The sequence below is a fragment of the Sanguibacter inulinus genome (assembly GCF_013415325.1).
GTDB lineage: Bacteria > Actinomycetota > Actinomycetes > Actinomycetales > Cellulomonadaceae > Sanguibacter > Sanguibacter inulinus.
The window spans coordinates 42,829-59,812 of the sequence record NZ_JACBYE010000005.1 but is presented as its reverse complement, the minus strand read 5'-3'; the positions used below and the strand labels follow the sequence as shown (position 1 = coordinate 59,812).

General features: G+C 70.6%; 16 protein-coding genes. All 16 read right to left on the bottom strand.

Features of this window, described 5'->3' with window-relative positions; translation table 11 throughout:
- The 16 genes from mihF to HZZ10_RS03370 all read right to left on the bottom strand — a co-directional run bounded on the left by mihF (nucleotide 1) and on the right by HZZ10_RS03370 (nucleotide 16,917).
- Nucleotides 1-312, bottom strand: coding sequence for an integration host factor, actinobacterial type (gene mihF, locus HZZ10_RS03445; RefSeq protein ID WP_056132673.1), 312 nt, complete (start codon nucleotides 310-312; stop codon nucleotides 1-3).
- A 190-nt stretch (nucleotides 313-502) separates the two neighbouring features.
- Nucleotides 503-1,399: an orotidine-5'-phosphate decarboxylase gene (gene pyrF / locus HZZ10_RS03440; RefSeq protein WP_218928397.1), complete on the bottom strand. Its 897-nt coding sequence runs from the start codon at nucleotides 1,397-1,399 to the stop codon at nucleotides 503-505.
- A 65-nt stretch (nucleotides 1,400-1,464) separates the two neighbouring features.
- Complete coding sequence (carB, locus tag HZZ10_RS03435) at nucleotides 1,465-4,788, bottom strand: carbamoyl-phosphate synthase large subunit (RefSeq protein WP_179912421.1); 3,324 nt, start codon at nucleotides 4,786-4,788, stop codon at nucleotides 1,465-1,467.
- A gap of 3 nt (nucleotides 4,789-4,791) precedes the next feature.
- Nucleotides 4,792-6,054, bottom strand: coding sequence for a glutamine-hydrolyzing carbamoyl-phosphate synthase small subunit (carA, locus tag HZZ10_RS03430; RefSeq protein WP_179912420.1), 1,263 nt, complete (start codon nucleotides 6,052-6,054; stop codon nucleotides 4,792-4,794).
- On the bottom strand, nucleotides 6,051-6,617 hold the full coding sequence (locus HZZ10_RS03425) for a PH-like domain-containing protein (RefSeq protein ID WP_179912419.1): 567 nt from the start codon (nucleotides 6,615-6,617) through the stop codon (nucleotides 6,051-6,053). The genes carA and HZZ10_RS03425 overlap by 4 nt, the downstream gene beginning before the upstream one ends.
- Nucleotides 6,614-7,951 carry a dihydroorotase gene (locus tag HZZ10_RS03420; RefSeq protein ID WP_056132657.1) on the bottom strand — a complete coding sequence of 446 codons (1,338 nt, stop codon included), beginning with the start codon at nucleotides 7,949-7,951 and terminating at the stop codon, nucleotides 6,614-6,616. The genes HZZ10_RS03425 and HZZ10_RS03420 overlap by 4 nt, the downstream gene beginning before the upstream one ends.
- Entirely contained in the window at nucleotides 7,948-9,015 is a 1,068-nt protein-coding gene (locus HZZ10_RS03415) for an aspartate carbamoyltransferase catalytic subunit (protein ID WP_179912418.1), read from the bottom strand. The genes HZZ10_RS03420 and HZZ10_RS03415 overlap by 4 nt, the downstream gene beginning before the upstream one ends.
- Nucleotides 9,012-9,665, bottom strand: coding sequence for a bifunctional pyr operon transcriptional regulator/uracil phosphoribosyltransferase PyrR (gene pyrR / locus HZZ10_RS03410; RefSeq protein WP_218928386.1), 654 nt, complete (start codon nucleotides 9,663-9,665; stop codon nucleotides 9,012-9,014). The genes HZZ10_RS03415 and pyrR overlap by 4 nt, the downstream gene beginning before the upstream one ends.
- 216 nt (nucleotides 9,666-9,881) lie before the next feature.
- A complete protein-coding gene (locus HZZ10_RS03405) occupies nucleotides 9,882-11,267 on the bottom strand; it encodes an MFS transporter (protein ID WP_179912417.1) in 1,386 nt (461 codons plus the stop codon).
- Between the two features lie 70 nt (nucleotides 11,268-11,337).
- Entirely contained in the window at nucleotides 11,338-13,062 is a 1,725-nt protein-coding gene (locus HZZ10_RS03400; RefSeq protein ID WP_179912416.1) for an AMP-binding protein, read from the bottom strand.
- Nucleotides 13,063-13,233: 171 nt separating this feature from the next.
- Nucleotides 13,234-13,650 (bottom strand): transcription antitermination factor NusB, encoded by a 417-nt coding sequence (gene nusB / locus HZZ10_RS03395; RefSeq protein ID WP_056132643.1) that lies wholly within the window; start codon nucleotides 13,648-13,650, stop codon nucleotides 13,234-13,236.
- 1 nt (nucleotide 13,651) lies between these two features.
- Entirely contained in the window at nucleotides 13,652-14,215 is a 564-nt protein-coding gene (gene efp / locus HZZ10_RS03390; RefSeq protein ID WP_179912415.1) for an elongation factor P, read from the bottom strand.
- A 122-nt stretch (nucleotides 14,216-14,337) separates the two neighbouring features.
- Nucleotides 14,338-14,970: an RAD23 family protein gene (locus HZZ10_RS03385; RefSeq protein ID WP_228086959.1), complete on the bottom strand. Its 633-nt coding sequence runs from the start codon at nucleotides 14,968-14,970 to the stop codon at nucleotides 14,338-14,340.
- A gap of 91 nt (nucleotides 14,971-15,061) precedes the next feature.
- Entirely contained in the window at nucleotides 15,062-15,685 is a 624-nt protein-coding gene (locus HZZ10_RS03380) for a SatD family protein (protein ID WP_179912414.1), read from the bottom strand.
- 161 nt (nucleotides 15,686-15,846) lie between these two features.
- Nucleotides 15,847-16,281, bottom strand: a complete 435-nt coding sequence (locus HZZ10_RS03375) for a type II 3-dehydroquinate dehydratase (protein ID WP_056132634.1) — start codon at nucleotides 16,279-16,281, stop codon at nucleotides 15,847-15,849.
- A 72-nt stretch (nucleotides 16,282-16,353) separates the two neighbouring features.
- Nucleotides 16,354-16,917, bottom strand: a complete 564-nt coding sequence (locus HZZ10_RS03370; protein WP_179912413.1) for a hypothetical protein — start codon at nucleotides 16,915-16,917, stop codon at nucleotides 16,354-16,356.
- Between the last annotated feature and the right edge of the window lie 67 nt (nucleotides 16,918-16,984).

Genomic DNA, 16,984 nt, shown 5'->3' with positions numbered 1-16,984 from the left:
TCAGCCGAACCTTTCGACGAGCGCCGCTGCCTGGTGCGGTCCGAGCCCACGGACACGTCGGGACTCGGCGATGCCGACCTCCGACATGATGGCGCGGGCCTTGACCTTGCCGACTCCCGGCAGGGACTCGAGCAGCGACACGACTTTCAACTTCCCGATGACGTCATCGGTGCGTCCTTGCTCGATGACTTCGGAGAGGACCCCTGAAGAGTACTTCAGACGGTTCTTCACCTCAGCACGCGCCCGCCGGGCGGCGGCCGCCTTGTCGAGCGCAGCAGCGCGCTGCTCTGGGGTCAGTTCAGGTAATGGCACTCCGGTCACCTTCTTCGGACGAGCGGAAACGTACTTGCGAAACTAGCCACGTTTGGGCTGGTCGGCAACGGGAACGTGGCCTGGGCCACACTCGGGGTGCCGGTAGGTCGCGATTGAGCCGAAACGTGACGACGCCGGGGCCTCGTGCGTGAGGTCCCGGCGTCGTCGTCTGTGCTGGGTGCGGTCCTGCTCAGCGGGTCGCGAGGGCTCCACGAGCCTCGTCGGCCGCGGTCTTGGCCGCGGTGCGCAGGGCTGCGACATCAGGTCCGGCGGCGAGGACCCCGCGGGAGGACGAGGCGAGGACCTGCGACCTCGCATCGCCGAACACCGCGGCGAGCTCCTCGGCACCGGCGCCCTGGGCACCGACACCGGGTGCCAGCAGGGGGCCGCGCACGGCCGCCAGGTCGACCCCAGCGGTGCGGGCAGCGTCGCCGATCGTCGCACCGACGACCAGGCCGATCGACCCGAAGCCACCGCTCCCCCAGTCGGCTGCGCTCTCTGACGCCTCTGAGCCGGGCGCCTCGAGGTCGACAGCGCCGAGCTCGACGGCGCCGAGCTCAGCAGCGTTGAGCTCGGCGGCGAACCGCGCCACCTGCGCGGCCACGCTCTCCCCACCTGCGGAACGCGCGTGCTGCACCTCGTGACCTTCGGGGTTCGAGGTGAGGCACAGGACGAACAGCCCGCGGCCTGTCGCGAGGGCGAGCTCGACGGCAGGCGTGAGCGACCCCGGTCCGAGGAAGGGTGAGACCGTGAGGGCGTCACCCGCGAGGGGCGACCCGTCGGCGAGGTACGCCTGGGCGTACCCGGCCATCGTCGAGCCGATGTCACCGCGCTTGGCATCGACGATGGTCAGTGTCCCGGCCTCGCGAGCCGCGGCGATCACCTCTTCGAGGACCGCGACCCCCTTCGACCCGTGCCGCTCGAAGAGTGCCGACTGCGGCTTGAGCGCGGCGACCCGCCCGCCGAGGGCATCGACGACAGTCAGTGCGAAGGTCCGCAGGCCGTCCGCGTCGTCGGACAGTCCCCAGGTGTCGAGCAGACCGGGGTGCGGGTCGATCCCTGCGCAGAGCGGGCCGTGCTCGGCCATGGCCGCGGCGAGCCGCGCCCCGAAGGGGGCGCGGCTGCCGGCTGGTCCTGCGGTCGGGGTGCCCGTCACCGGGCGCCCTGCACGGTGACGTACTCCTGGAGGCTGCGGACCGTGAAGGGCCCGGCCAGGACGGCCTCGATGCCCTGGACGGCCGCGGCCAGCTGGGAGACCGTCGTGATGATCGGCTTGTCGGCGGCTGTCGTCGCTGCGCGGATCTCGTAGCCGTCGGCGCGTGCGCCCTGACCCGAGGGGGTGTTGACGACCATGTCGACCTCGCCGTCGGTGATGAGGTCGACGATGGTGGGCTCACCGTTCTCACCGCGTCCGGCCGAGTGCTTGCGCACGACGGTCGAGGTGATGCCGTTGCGGCGCAGGACCGTCGCGGTCCCCTCGGTCGCGAGGATCTCGAAGCCGAGCTCCGCGAGGCGCTTGACCGGGAAGACGATCGAGCGCTTGTCGCGGTCGGCGACCGACACGAAGACCGAACCGCTCGTCGGCAGGCCGCCGAAGGCCGCCGCCTGGGACTTCGCGAAGGCCGTCGGGAAGTCGTCGTCGAAGCCCATGACCTCACCCGTCGAGCGCATCTCCGGGCCGAGCACGGTGTCGACGGCCACGCCGTCGGCGGTGCGGAAGCGCTTGAAGGGCAGCACGGCCTCCTTGACGGCGATGGGCGCGTCGAGGTCGAGGGTCGCACCGTCACCCTCGGCGGGCAGGACGCCCGAGGCGCGCATGTCGGCGATCGAGTGACCGACCATGAGCAGCGCGGCCGCCTTGGCGAGCGGGACGCCGGTGGCCTTGGACACGAAGGGCACGGTCCGCGAGGCGCGCGGGTTGGCCTCGAGGACGTAGAGCACGTCGGAGACGAGGGCGAACTGCACGTTGAGCAGACCGCGCACGCCGACGCCCTTGGCGATGGCCTCGGTCGAGCGGCGGATGCGCGCGATCTCGGCCTCGCTGAGCGAGACCGGGGGCAGCACGCAGGCGGAGTCGCCCGAGTGGATTCCGGCCTCTTCGATGTGCTCCATGACGCCGCCGAGGAACATCTCCTCGCCGTCGTAGAGGGCGTCGACGTCGATCTCCATCGCGTCGTCGAGGAACCTGTCGATGAGGATCGGGGCGAGGTGTCCCCCGGCCTTGGCGACCTCGCCGAGGGCGCGCTCGACGTAGCCTGTGAGCTGCTCCTCGGAGTAGACGATCTCCATGCCGCGCCCGCCGAGCACGTAGGACGGGCGGACGAGGACCGGGTAGCCGATGCCGTCGGCGATCTCGCAGGCCTGCGCGAGGGTCGTCGCGGTGCCGAAGGCGGGGGCCGGCAGACCGGCCTCGCCGAGGACGCGGCCGAAGACCTCACGGTCCTCCGCGGAGTCGATGGCCTCGGGCGAGGTGCCGAGGATCGGCAGACCGGCGTCGGCGAGACGCTGGGCGAGGCTCAGCGGCGTCTGCCCGCCGAGCTGCACGATGATCCCCTTGATGGGGCCCGCGGCGAGCTCGGCCTCGTAGACCTCGAGGACGTCTTCGAAGGTCAGCGGCTCGAAGTAGAGGCGGTCGGCCGTGTCGTAGTCGGTCGAGACGGTCTCGGGGTTGCAGTTGACCATGACGGTCTCGTAGTCGCCCTTGAGGGCGAGGGCTGCGTGCACGCAGGAGTAGTCGAACTCGATGCCCTGACCGATGCGGTTCGGACCCGAGCCGAGGATGATCACGGCCTCGCGCTCGCGCGGCTTGACCTCGGTCTCGGCGTCGTAGGACGAGTAGTAGTACGGGGTCTCGGCCTTGAACTCCGCGGCGCAGGTGTCGACGGTCTTGAAGACCGGGCGCACCCCGAGGGCCTTGCGGACCTCGCGGACCGTCGCCTCCCCCGCGGAGCGGCTGCCGCCGATGCCGCGCAGCGACGCGATCTGCGCGTCGGAGAGGCCGTGACGCTTGGCACGGTCGAGGACCACGCGGGTGAGCGCCGGTGCGGCGGCGACCTCGGCGGCGATCTCGTTGACGAGCTGGATCTGGTCGAGGTACCAGGGGTCGATCTTCGTGGCGTCGAAGACCTGCTCGATGGTCGCACCGGCACGCAGGGCCTGCTGGGTCTGCACGAGGCGGGACTCGGTCGGCCGGGCGATCTCGACGAGGAGCGCGTCGAGGTCGGCGCCCGTGGGCACCTCCCCGTCCCAGTGGAAGGTCGCGCCGGACTTGTCGATCGAGCGCAGCGCCTTGCCGAGGGCCTCGGTGAAGTTGCGGCCCATGGCCATCGCCTCGCCGACGGACTTCATGGTCGTGGTGAGGGTGTCGTCGGCCGCCGGGAACTTCTCGAAGGCGAAGCGCGGCACCTTGACGACCACGTAGTCGAGCGAGGGCTCGAAGGACGCCGGGGTCGACCCGGTGATGTCGTTGGGGATCTCGTCGAGGGTGTACCCGACGGCGAGCTTCGCGGCGATCTTCGCGATCGGGAAGCCCGTGGCCTTCGAGGCGAGGGCCGAGGAGCGCGAGACGCGCGGGTTCATCTCGATGACGACCACGCGGCCGGTCTCGGGGTGCACGGCGTACTGGATGTTGCAGCCACCGGTGTCGACGCCGACCTCGCGGATCACGGCGATGCCGATGTCGCGCAGGTTCTGGTACTCGCGGTCGGTGAGCGTGAGCGCCGGGGCGACGGTCACCGAGTCACCGGTGTGCACGCCGACGGGGTCGACGTTCTCGATCGAGCAGATGACGACAACGTTGTCCGCCTTGTCGCGCATGAGCTCGAGCTCGTACTCCTTCCACCCGAGGATCGACTCCTCGAGGAGCACCTCCGTGGTCGGCGAGTAGTGCAGGCCCTGGCCGACGATGCGGCGCAGGTCCTTCTCGTCGTAGGCGATGCCCGAGCCCAGGCCACCCATCGTGAAGGAGGGGCGAACGACCATCGGGTAGCCGAGGTCGTCCGCCGCCGCGAGGGCCTCGTCGACGGCGTGGATGATGACCGAGCGGGCGGACTCGCCGCCGCACTTCTCGACGACCTCCTTGAACTGCAGGCGGTCTTCGCCCTTCTGGATCGCGGCGATGTTCGCGCCGATGAGCTCGACGTCGTACTTCGCCAGGACACCGGCCTCGTCGAGGGCGATCGCGGCGTTGAGGGCCGTCTGCCCGCCGAGGGTCGCCAGGACGGCGTCAGGGCGCTCCTTCGCGATGATCGAGGTGAGCACCTCGGTCGTGATGGGCTCGATGTACGTGGCATCGGCGAACTCGGGGTCCGTCATGATCGTCGCCGGGTTGGAGTTCACCAGGACGACACGGATGCCCTCCTCCTTGAGCACCCGGCACGCCTGGGTGCCCGAGTAGTCGAACTCGCACGCCTGGCCGATGACGATCGGCCCGGAGCCGATGACCAGGACGGAGTTGATGTCTGTTCTGCGAGGCACTGGTCAGTTCTCCTTCTGCGACGTGGCGGTCTGGGTCCCCGCGGCCGAGAGGCCTGCGGCGGACGACGCACCTGACGTCATGAGGTCGAGGAAACGGTCGAAGAGGTACGAGGCGTCGTGCGGGCCTGCGGCTGCCTCCGGGTGGTACTGGACGGAGAAGGCCGGGATGTCGAGGCACTCGAGACCCTCGACCACCTGGTCGTTGAGGCCGATGTGCGACACGATCACGCGCCCGTAGCGGTCGGTGTGCGGCGCGACGGTCTCGGCGCCCACCGGGGCGTCGACGGCGAAGCCGTGGTTCTGCGACGTGATCTCGACCTTGCGGGTCGCGAGGTCCATCACCGGCTGGTTGATCCCGCGGTGACCGTAGGCCAGCTTGTACGTGCCGAAACCGAGGGCCCGCCCGAGGATCTGGTTGCCGAAGCAGATGCCGAAGTACGGCAGGCCGCGGTCGAGGACCTCACGGAGCAGCTCGACCTCGTGGGTCGCCGCCCCGGGGTCCCCGGGGCCGTTGGAGAAGAACACGCCGTCGGGCGAGAGCGCCACGACGTCCTCGATCGTCGAGGACGACGGCAGCACGTGCACGCGGATGCCGCGCTCGGCGAGACGCTGCGGCGTCATGGCCTTGATGCCCAGGTCGATCGCGACCACGGTCTTCAGCGGAGCCTTCCCCGCGAAGTCGCCGAGGGGTTCGATGACATAGGCCTCGTCGGTGCTCACCTCGCCGGCCAGGTCGGCGCCCTTCATCGACGGGGCCGCGAGGACCTCCGCGACCAGGTCGTCGATCGACCGCGGGTACCCGCCGACCAGCAGCGCGTCACCGGAGAACACCGCGCCGCGCATCACACCGCGCTCGCGCAGGTGACGTGTCAGCGCGCGGGTGTCGATGTCGGAGATGCCGACGACACCCTGACGGACCAGCTCGTCCTCGAGGGTGCCCACGGCACGCCAGTTCGACGGACGTCGGGCAGGGTCGCGCACCACGTAGCCGCTCACCCAGATCTTGCCGGACTCCGGGTCGTCGTCGTTCACACCCGTGTTACCGATGTGCGGCGCCGTCATCACGACGATCTGCCGGTGGTACGAGGGGTCGGTCAGCGTCTCCTGGTAGCCGGTCATGCCGGTGTTGAAGACGATCTCGCCGACCGTGGTGCCGTGCGCGCCGTAGGCACGACCGGAGAAGGTGCGACCGTCTTCCAGGACGAGGAGCGCTGCGTCGGAGACGTCGGTCTCGGGGGTCTTGGTCGCGTGGAGCTGCGTAGTCACTCGGACTCCTTGATGTCGGTACGAGAGTCGGGGGAAGAAGGAGACGACGACGCGAGCGCGCTCACGGCGTCGAGGAGGAGGGGGCGGTCGGCCTTGCGCTGGGTCCGCACGCCGGTCTCGAGGGCCGTGCGCTCACCCGTCGGCGACAGCGTCGACCACGCGATGACCACGAGGCCCTCGCCGCCGACGTACTTGCCGGCCATACCCGAGGTGCGCGATGCGCCCGTGAGGTCGGCCACCGGGACGAAGAGGTCGGAGGCACCCGCACGGGCGACCACCACACCCGCGTCGAAGACCTGCACGACGGCCTTGGCCCTGTACCCGAGGTCGCGCGCAGCGACCCTGTCGAGCCAGTCGCCGGCCGTGGTCGTCGACACGTACGTGCCCTCGATCGGCGCCGTGCGTGCGGCACCGAGCTCTGCCTCGGCAGGCACCTCGGCGAGCGTCGACACCTTGGTCGCGCTGCGCGCCTGGAGCGAGCGCCAGCCACGCCACATGATCACCAGCAGCAGTGCGCCGACAGAGAGCATGATCGCCACGGCGACCGGAAGAGGCAGGTTCATCGAGCCACCTCGGCCTGCTCGACCGGACGGCCCTCGAAGACCGTCGCCCGACCCCGCAAGAAGGTCGCCACGACAGCGCCGGGCAGCTCGTGGCCGCCGAAGGGCGAGTTCGCGCTCGCGGTCGCCTGCTCGGCGGGCACCACGACGCGGGTCGCGGACGGGTCGACCAGCACGACGTTGGCGGGCTCGCCGACCTCGAGCGGACGACCCTGCGGACGGGCACCCTCGTCGATGCGACCGATGCGCGCCGGCGCTGTCGAGAGCACACGGGCGACGTCGGCCCAGGTCATGCGACCGGTGTCGACCATGGTCTGCTGGACGACGCTCAGCGCAGTCTCGAGGCCGGTCATGCCGAAGGCCGCCGCAGCCCACTCGCAGTCCTTGTCCTCGCGGGTGTGCGGGGCGTGGTCTGTCGCGACGATGTCGATCGTCCCGTCGGCCAGACCCTCACGGACGGCCTCGACGTCTGCGGCCGTGCGCAGCGGCGGGTTGACCTTGAAGAGCGGGTCGTAGCCGCGGGCGAGCTCGTCGGTGAGGATCAGGTGGTGCGGGGTGACCTCGGCCGTCACGTTGATGCCCCGGGCCTTGGCCCAACGGATGAGGTCGACAGACCCGGCGGTCGACAGGTGGCACACGTGCAGGCGGGAGCCGACGTGCTCGGCGAGCAGCACGTCGCGGGCGATGATCGCCTCCTCGGCGACAGCCGGCCACCCGGCCAGGCCGATCTCGGCCGAGACGACACCCTCGTTCATCTGGGCGCCCTCGGTGAGGCGGGGCTCCTGGGCATGCTGGGCGATCACCCCGTCGAAGGACTTCACGTACTCGAGCGCGCGGCGCATGAGGACCGGGTCCCACACGCACCTGCCGTCGTCCGAGAACACCCGGACCTGGGCGGCCGACGAGGCCATCGAGCCGAGCTCGGCGAGGTGCTCCCCCGCCAGGCCCACGGTCACGGCGCCGACAGGGTGGACGTCCGCCCAGCCCGCCTCGGTTCCGATGCGCCAGACCTGCTCGACCACACCGGCGGTGTCCTGGACCGGGGTCGTGTTGGCCATCGCGTGGACGGCCGTGAACCCGCCGACGGCCGCGGCGCGGGTCCCCGACGCGATCGTCTCGGAGTCTTCCCGGCCAGGCTCCCGCAGGTGGGTGTGCAGGTCCACCAGGCCCGGGAGGGCGACCAGCCCGGAGCAGTCGACGACCACGGTCTCGTCGGAGCCGTCCGCGCTGAGCGTGCCAGCCGGGGCGACAGCCTCGATCACACCGCCGGCGAGGACCATGTCGACACTGTCGCCACCGAGGGGCGACACGTGGGAGAGGAGATACCTGGTGGTCATGACTGTCCTGCTTCCTTTGGGGAGACACCGTTCTTGTCAGAGGCACCGTGCTTGTCGGACGCCTCGTGCGTCACGTCTCCTGCGAGCAGGAGGTAGAGGACGGCCATGCGGACCGCGACACCGTTGGCGACCTGCTCGACGATCACCGCGCGCGGCGAGTCCGCCGCCTCCGCCGAGATCTCGAGCCCACGGTTCATCGGGCCAGGGTGCATGACGATGGTGTGGTCCTCGAGCAGCCGCAGGCGGCGCGCGTCGAGACCGTAGTTGCGGGTGTACTCGAGAGGGCTCGGGAAGAACCCGCCGCCCGAGCTGCTCATGCGCTCGCGCTGCACGCGCAGCATCATCACCGCGTCGGGCTTCCCGTCACCGAGGACACCGTCGAGGTCGTAGGACACGTCGCAGGGCCACGCCTCGACCCCGACGGGAACGAGGGTGGGCGGCGCGACGAGCGTCACCCGGGCACCGAGGGTGGTGAGCAGCTGGACGTTCGAGCGGGCCACGCGCGAGTGCAGGACGTCACCCACCACGGCCACGTGCAGACCGGAGAGGTCCTGACCCGTCCCGGCGCCGAGCAGCGGTGCGCTCGCGGGGTCCCGCGCGTCGCGGCGCTCCCCCGTGAGGTGGCGGCGGATCGTGTACGCGTCGAGCAGCGCCTGCGTCGGGTGCTGGTGCATGCCGTCGCCCGCGTTGATGACAGCCGAGTCGACCCAGCCCGCGTTGGCCAGCGTGTGCGGCGCCCCGGAGGCCTGGTGCCGGATGACCACGGCGTCGGCCCCCATGGCCTGGAGCGTCAGCGCGGTGTCCTTGAGGGACTCCCCCTTGGACACGCTCGAGCCCTTGGCGGAGAAGTTGATGACGTCGGCCGAGAGGCGCTTGGCGGCTGTCTCGAAGGAGATCCGGGTGCGGGTCGAGTCTTCGAAGAAGAGGTTGACCACGGTGCGCCCGCGCAGCGTCGGGAGCTTCTTGATCTCCCGCGACTGCGTGGCGGCCATCTGGCCGGCGGTGTCGAGGATGCGGATCGCCTCGGCGCGCGACAGGTCCGCCGTCGTGAGGAGGTGCTTCACAGCCCTGCCTCCTCTGCCTGCGTCTCGGCTGCCACCGGCGCCTGGCTGATGAGGACGGCGTCGTCTCCGTCGATCTCGGCGACCCGCACGTGGACGCGCTCGGACACCGAGGTCGGCAGGTTCTTGCCGACGTAGTCCGGGCGGATCGGCAGCTCGCGGTGACCACGGTCGACCAGCGCGGCGAGCTGGACGGCGCGCGGTCGCCCGATGTCGCTGATCGCGTCGAGGGCTGCGCGGATGGTGCGGCCGGAGTAGAGGACGTCGTCGACGAGGACGACCACCTTGCCGTCGATCCCGCCTGCGGGCAGCGTGGTCGTGCCGATCGCGCGCGGTGGCTGGCGGTGCAGGTCGTCGCGGTGCATGGTCACGTCGAGGGTGCCGACGAGGCTCGTGGCGTCGAGGCCGGGCTCGACCTCGGCGAGGCGCAGCGCGAGCCGCTCGGCGAGCGGGACACCCCGGGTCGGGATCCCGAGCAGGACCACGTCGGCGCCGCCCTTGTTGCGCTCGAGGATCTCGTGGGCGATGCGGGTCAGCGCCCGGGCGATCTCGGGGGCTCCGAGGACCTCGGTCGGCGCTGGGGGCACGACGGGTGGGGACTCGAGGGGGGACGACGCAGGAGCGTCGTGGGGCACAGCAGGGCCAGATGTCATCTGGCGACCTCCTTCTCCGCCTCTCTGGACGGCTCTTAAAGGATGTCTTGCAGGACGTCACCCACCTTACAGCGACCCCGGGCGGCGCCCGTGCGGGGTGGCGCATGGTGAGACGACCTGTCCCTGCTGCGGGTCGTCAGGCTGCCGCCGGGCGCTCTGGCGCCGTGCTCGTCGAGATGCCACGGACGCACCGTCACTCGGAGACCGGGCGTTCTGTCAGGCGACTGCCGAGCCCTCTGCCCCGGCTGTCGTAGGGGCGTCCCGGACGCCGAGCCAGCTCACCAGCCCGCCGAGGGCGAGCAGCACGGCTGTCAGCACCAGGGCTCTGTGGAACCCCGCAAGGTCGAGCGTCGGGCCGAGGACCACCCCGGCGCAGGCGATGACCACCAGCCCGGCCACCCGCGAGACCGCGTTGTTGACCGCGGAGCCGATGCCGGCGTCCTCGGGCGGGACCGCAGCGAGGATCGACGCCGTCAGGGGAGCCACCGTCGCGCTCAGACCGAGCCCGAAGAGCAGCACACCCGGCAGCAGCTGGGTGAGGTAGTCCGCGTCCTGCGTGGTCGTCAGCATGAGCAGGTACCCGGCGGCGGCGAGCAGCGGGCCGGCGGTCATGAAGACGCGCGCACCGTAGCGACCTGCCAGCGACCCGGCGCGGGACGACAGCACGAGCATGAGGAGCGTGACGGGCAGCATCGCCAGACCGGCCGCCGTCGCGCTGTAGCCGGCGACCTGCTGCAGGAACAGGACGACGACGAAGCCGCCGAAGGCGAGCGCCCCGTAGACGAAGGCCGTGGTGAGGTTGCCGGCCGAGAAGTTGCGCACGGCGAAGAGCCGCAGCGGCAGGACAGGGTCGGGCACGCGCCGTTCCCACAGCACGAAGACGTCGAGCGCCGCGACGCCGAGGAACAGCGGTCCCCAGACCAGCGGGTCGTCCCAGCCGAGCCGTCCTTGCTCGATGAGCGCGAAGACCGTGCCGGCCAGACCCAGCGCGACGAGGGCCGCGCCTGCGACGTCGACACGGCGCGACCTGTCCCGCTCACCCCGGGCGGTGCCCCGCAGCAACCAGGCTGTCACCGCGACGGGGAGCACGTTGACCGCGAAGACCCAGCGCCACGACGACGTGTCGACGAGGATCCCTCCGAGCAGCGGCCCGGCGATCATCGCTGTCCCCGTCCACGCCGTCCAGGTTCCGATGGCCCGCCCCTGCGCCTCGCCGCGGAAGGTCGCGACGATCATCGCGAGGGAGCTGGGGACCAGGAGCGCCCCGGCAGCGCCCTGGACAGCGCGGGCGACCACGAGGACCACCCCTGTCGGGGCGACAGCGCAGGCGAGCGACGCGAGACCAAAACCGACCAGCCCCCACGAGAGGACACGCCGTCGGCCGAGGACGTCGGAGAGCGACCCGGCCACGAGGATCAGCGCACCGAGGGTCACGAGATAGGCGTCGACGACCCACTGCTGGAGGGCGAGCCCGTCGAGCACTCCCCCGTCGAGGTCACCGGCGATCGCGGGCAGGGCGACGTTGACGACCGACCCGTCGAGGAACACGACGAAGGACGCGAGGATCGCGACCACGAGGACACGGCGTTCGGCAGGCTTCACAGGCTCACGCTAGACCCCGGGGTGTCCGCGTGCTGCTCCTCGGCTCTGCGGTCTGACGACCCGGGGGCCGTCAGGTCCCCGAGATCACCCTGTCGCGCACGACCCTGCGCAGGACCTTGCCGATCTGCGACCTGGGCAGGTCCTTCATGATCACCAGCTGCTTGGGCAGGGCGTAGCGGGCGACGTTCTTCTCGCACCAGGCCCGGACGGCCTCGAGGTCGACACCCGTGGCGTCGCGTGCCAGCACGAGGGCCGCGACGACCTTCTCCCCCAGGTCGCCGCCCGGGAGACCGACCACGGCGACGTCCTCGACGCCGGGCATGGTCCGCAGGCAGTCTTCGACCTGTGACGGGAAGACCTTGAACCCTCCGGTGATGATCATCTCCTTGATGCGGTCCACGGCCTGGACGAACCCGCCGTCGTGCATGACGACCACGTCACCGGTCCGCACCCAGGTCTTGCCCTGGAGCTCGACGAGCGACTCGGCAGTGTCCTCCGGGCGCTCCCAGTAGCCCGCGAAGACCTGCGGTCCGCTGATGAGCAGCTCGCCGCGCTCCCCGGACCCGAGGATCTTCGTCGGGTCGTCCTGGTCGACCACGAGGATGTCGGTCGAGGGGAAGGGCAGACCGAGCATGCCCGGCCGACGCTGGTCGGAGAGAGGGCTGCCGAGGGCGACCGGGGAGGTCTCGGTCATGCCGTACCCCTCGATCGCGAGACCGCCGGTCACCTCTTCCCAGGCCTCCGCCGTCGCGAGCGGGATCGGCATCGCACCGCAGATGGCGTACCGGAAGCTCGTGAGGTCGGCGCCGGACTCCTTCGCCGCCGCCGACAGCCTGTCGAGCATCGGGGGCACCGCGGGCAAGAACGACCCGGGCAGGCGCTTCTGGGTCGCCAGGACGGACGTCACGTCGAACTTGGGGAACAGCACGAGCGTCGCGCCGATCCGCATCGCGTAGGTGAGGCAGAGCATGAGACCGAAGGCGTGGAAGAACGGGAGCACGCCGTAGACGACCTCGTGGCCGTCCTCCTCGACAGACTCACGCTCCGCCCCGGTCCACTCGGTGCCCTGCACGACGTTGGCCACGAGGTTGCGGTGGGTGAGCATCGCGCCCTTAGGAGTCCCGGTCGTGCCACCCGTGTACTGCAGGAGAGCAAGGTCTTCGGACTCCGGGTACGGGTGGTCGGCGGGCAGCGGCGACGACTTCGAGACCAGCTCGTGCCAGTAGGTCGTGCCCGAGGGCAGGGCGGCACGCATCGTCGCCCGGAGGGCCTTGGCCTTGCTGATCGGGAGGGAGAGCGCCAGGCGCTTGAGCGTGGGCAGGTCGCGAGACATGTCGACGGCGATCACCGTCCGGACCGGCGTCTGCGCCTGGACCTCGAGGACCCTGACCGCTGTGTGCTCCCAGCAGATCGCGACCACGGCGCCAGAGTCCGTGAGCTGGTGCGCGAGCTCGCCGGCGGTGTACGTCGGGTTGTGCTCGACGACGACAGCACCGATCCGCAGCGTCGCGTAGAAGGCGACCACGTGCGAGGCGAGGTTCGGGAGCGCGATCGCGACCCTGTCACCCGGGCCGACACCGAGGTCGAGCAGGGCGCTCGCAGCGCGGCGGACCTGGTCGAGGAGCTCGGCGTAGGTGGTCGTCGAGCCCATGAAGTCGAGGGCCGGCCTGTCCGGGAAACGCTCGGCGGCGCGCTCGAGCGAGGCTGTCAGCGGTTCGTCGGGCACGGTGATGTCGTGCGCGACTCCGGGCGCGTAGGAGGACAGCCACGGGCGGTGTTCGATCGACGAGGTCACCCGTCGAGAATAACCTACGGACCCGTAACCTACGGGGCCGTAGGTCCCGAGAGGCCCGACGGTCGCAGAACCTCCCCACCTGCTACGACTCCTCGCCACAGGACGCACGCAGGCCCGGACCGTGAACGGTCCGGGCCTGCGCGCGGTGGCGTCTCCCTCGAGGACGAGAGGTCAGGCCAGGATGGTCGGCTTCAGCTCGAGGATGCGGCCGAGGAGACCGTTGACGAAGACCGGCGAGTCGTCGGTCGAGAGCGACCTGGACAGCTCGACGGCCTCGTCGATCGCGACGGCGTCCGGGACGTCGTCGTTGAAGAGGATCTCCCACGTGCCGATGCGCAGCAGCGCACGGTCGACGGCGGGCATGCGGTCGAGCGACCACTCGTGCGAGTACGTCTCGAGGAGCTCGTCGATCCGGTCGAGGCGGTCGATGACCCCCTCGACGATGTCGGCGGAGTACTGCGGCAGGGCTGCCTCGGTCCCCGGCTCGGCCACCCGGTCCGCGAGGAGGGTGATCGGGTCGAGGTGACGCTGCTCGGCCTCGAAGAGCACGTCGAGCGCGCGCTTGCGGGCCTTGGTCCTGGCTCCCACGTCAGTCGTTCACTCGGCCGAGGTAGCTCGAGTCGCGGGTGTCGACCTTGACCTTGGTGCCCTGCTCGAGGAACAGCGGGACCTGGATCACGTGACCGGTCTCGAGGGTGGCGGGCTTGGTGCCACCGGTCGAGCGGTCGCCCTGGAGGCCCGGCTCGCTGTAGGTGATCTCGAGGACGACCGACGGCGGCAGCTCGATGTAGAGGACCGTGCCCTCGTTGGTCGCGACGTTGACGACCTGGCTCTCGAGGAGGAAGTTGGCGGCGTCGCCCACGACCACCTCGGGGATGTTGATCTGGTCGTACGTGGTCTGGTCCATGAACACGTAGTCCGTGCCGTCCTTGTAGAGATACTGCATGTCGCTCTTGTCGACGGTCGCAGTCTCGATCTTCAGGCCGGCGTTGAAGGTCTTGTCGACCGTCTTGCCCGAGGTCACGTTCTTCATCTTGGTGCGGACGAACGCGCCACCCTTGCCGGGCTTGACGTGCTGGAAGTCGATGACGGTCCAGAGCTGGCCGTCGAGCTTGAGCACAGTGCCGTTCTTGATGTCGTTGGTGGTAGCCACGGTGGTCTTCCTGTCGAGTGTTCAAGGATCAGGCACCCGACGACCGGACGACGAGCCCCGGCACCGGCGAGGTGCAGGGCTGATCAGGGAGCGGACCGCACGAGAGCGTGGGCCAGTCTACCTCAGCCGATCCACCACAGACCGAGGACCCCGAGACCAGCAGCCCAGACGATCGAGGCGAGCGTCCCGACGACGAAACGCTCCGAGGCCCCTGGGTTGTCCTTGAGCTCGGGGTACCTGCCCAGCCCCTTGATCGCCACGAGGATCGCGATGCCACCCGGATAGCCGACGAGGATCAGGCCCGTCACCGCGAGCCGCTCGAGGATGCCGATCCAGGTTCCGCCGCGCAGGGCGGCGACGGCGGTGGGGCCGGTCGGGCCGGGATCGGCGGGGCTCGAGGCGGCACCCGCCTGCTGTCCGGTGCCGGTCGGGTCTGCGGCACCGGGGGCAGAGGTGCCCGTCGGCGGACCGGCGGTCGAGGTGGCTGGGCCCGCGGGATCACTCGGGGCACCTCCCCGGGCTCCGCTGGCCGACTCGGCAGCACCTGTGCGCGCGGCGAGGTGCAGCACGCCACGCGTGACGTAATAGCCACCGACGATGCTCAGCACGATCAGCCCTGCGGCGATCGCCAGGGCGACACCGATGCTCGTCTGTGCGTGCACCGGTGGGTGCCCGTCGGGCAGATAGGGCTGGACCTCCGCGAGGAGGGTGGCGAAGTTCCCGATGCCGAGCACCGTGCCTGTCATCAGACCCATCAAGACATCTCCCCTGCAGTCGACTGAGCCGCACGCTACACGCAGGGTCCGTCACAGGGAACGCTGCGACGGATGGGACTGCGCGTCGCGCTCAGATGGTGTCGAGCTCGCCGAGGAGCCTGGCGACCACGGGTCGGGCGGCACGCTCTTCGGCCCAGAGGGCGGCGCGCACGCGCTGGCTCACGGCCTGCTCGCTCACCCCGAGCCTCCGCGCGACCTCGCGCTGGGTCGCGTCAGCACCAGACCTCTCGAGGTCGACCAGGAGGTCGACGACCTCCCAGCCAGCGGTAGACCGGCGCTCGACCACCGCGCCGAGCAGGTGGACGACCGCCTCGACGTCGGCTGACGCCGGGCCGTCCCCACCCTGGACCGCGACGGGGACAGCCGAGGAGCGCCGCTTGGCACGATCGATCGCGGCGCGGGCCCTGACGAAGGCGGGTCCGGAAGCCTCGCGGCTGTGCTCTGGGAGCGGGTCCTGCACCTCCCCCACGCCGACGCCGGCCCGCCATCCGCCGAGACGGACGATCTCCAGCACGAGCGCGAGAGCCGTCGAGGGCGACGAGACGACAGCCTGGACCTCGTCCCCGACGGTCCGCTCGAAGGGCAGCTCGATGCCGTCGAGGCGCGCACCCCAGATCTCCGCGCAGGCCAAGAAGTCGGGGACCTTGTCCCCGCGGGTCGTGCTGCGCTGCTGGTCTACCGTGAGGACGAACATGGCTCAAGGCTAAGCGCTTGATCCTTGGTGTTCAAGGATGTGTTCTGGACTTCAGGTCGAGGTGCTGAGCTGTAACGGGCGTGTGCATGCGCTTGGCACACTATTTTTGAAGCATGTCAGAGGCGGTCTCTCAGGTCGACTCCGGACCTCAGCCCAGCGGTTCAGCCGGCGAGAGCGAGCAGCGCCAGCCTGTACGAGTCGAAGCCGAATCCCGCGACGGTCCCCGTGGCGACAGGCCCGACGACCGAGAGATGGCGGAACTCCTCCCGGGCGTACGGGTTGGAGATGTGCACCTCGACCAGGCGCAGTCCTCCCTTGGTCACCTGCGCGGCCGCGTCGCGGAGTGCGTAGGAGTAGTGCGTGAACGCAGCCGGGTTGAGCACCACGTCGCTGCGCGTGTCGACGGCCTCATGCAACCAGTGGACCAGCTCGGACTCGTCGTCGGTCTGGCGGACCTCGACCTCGAGACCGAGCTCGCTCCCCCACCGGGCGCCGGACTCGACGAGGTCGGCGAAGGACAGAGAGCCGTAGACCTCTGGCTCTCGTACGCCGAGTCGTCCGAGGTTGGGGCCGTTGAGGAGCAGCACACGTGTCATGCCCGGGAGCCTAGTACGCGAGTCCCCCGACGGGAGACCTGTGCCCACGGACACCGGACGGGAGGCGGCGCGTCAGGTTGCCGCTGTCTGAGCCTCGACGATCGGAGGGCGCCGCTCGGCCGACTCGACGGCGTTGCCCGCCCACCACTCGCGGTGCCCGTCGCTCGACCGGACACGCACCGGGCCGCCGATGCCACGGCCGCGACCCGTGCGGCGGAAGATCTCCACGGTCACCGGACCCGTGATGTCCCCGTGCTCAGCACCACCCGGGAGCGTGAGGTGCAGGTACGGCAGACCCTGCGCATCGCGGTCGTCCCAAGCGACCACCTGGCGTCCCTGGCTGTTCCCGCTGCCGAGGCCGCGGGCGCTGCGCACCTCGACAGGGATGCCGCGGGCAGCGACCGCCCAGCTCCGGCGGTCCGAGACAGCCATGAGCAGCACCCCGACGGCGAAGGGTGCCAGGAGCAGCACGAAGAAGGCGCACGCCCACCCCGCAGTCTCGCCCCAGAACGTCACGGCGCCGACGACCACTCCCGCGGTCGCGGCCCAGAGCAGCGCCACCCCGATCCACAGGCTCGAGGAGAGCGAGGAGCGTGCGGCCCGGAACGAGGCGTCCGCGGTGAGTGGAGTGGTCATGCCGTCATGCTGCACGGCCGGGCGCCCAGGCGCACCCTGCCGCGGTGGGGAGTCCTGCCCTGCGCCC

Coding starts and splice junctions, on each gene's coding strand:
- HZZ10_RS03380 (WP_179912414.1), bottom strand. CDS start 15,685: ATGTTCGTCCTCACGGTAGACCAGCAGCGCAGCACGACCCGCGGGGAC.
- HZZ10_RS03370 (WP_179912413.1), bottom strand. CDS start 16,917: ATGACCACTCCACTCACCGCGGACGCCTCGTTCCGGGCCGCACGCTCC.
- pyrR (WP_218928386.1), bottom strand. CDS start 9,665: ATGACATCTGGCCCTGCTGTGCCCCACGACGCTCCTGCGTCGTCCCCC.
- HZZ10_RS03375 (WP_056132634.1), bottom strand. CDS start 16,281: ATGACACGTGTGCTGCTCCTCAACGGCCCCAACCTCGGACGACTCGGC.
- HZZ10_RS03385 (WP_228086959.1), bottom strand. CDS start 14,970: ATGGGTCTGATGACAGGCACGGTGCTCGGCATCGGGAACTTCGCCACC.
- HZZ10_RS03425 (WP_179912419.1), bottom strand. CDS start 6,617: ATGAACCTGCCTCTTCCGGTCGCCGTGGCGATCATGCTCTCTGTCGGC.
- pyrF (WP_218928397.1), bottom strand. CDS start 1,399: ATGGCCGAGCACGGCCCGCTCTGCGCAGGGATCGACCCGCACCCCGGT.
- HZZ10_RS03420 (WP_056132657.1), bottom strand. CDS start 7,951: ATGACCACCAGGTATCTCCTCTCCCACGTGTCGCCCCTCGGTGGCGAC.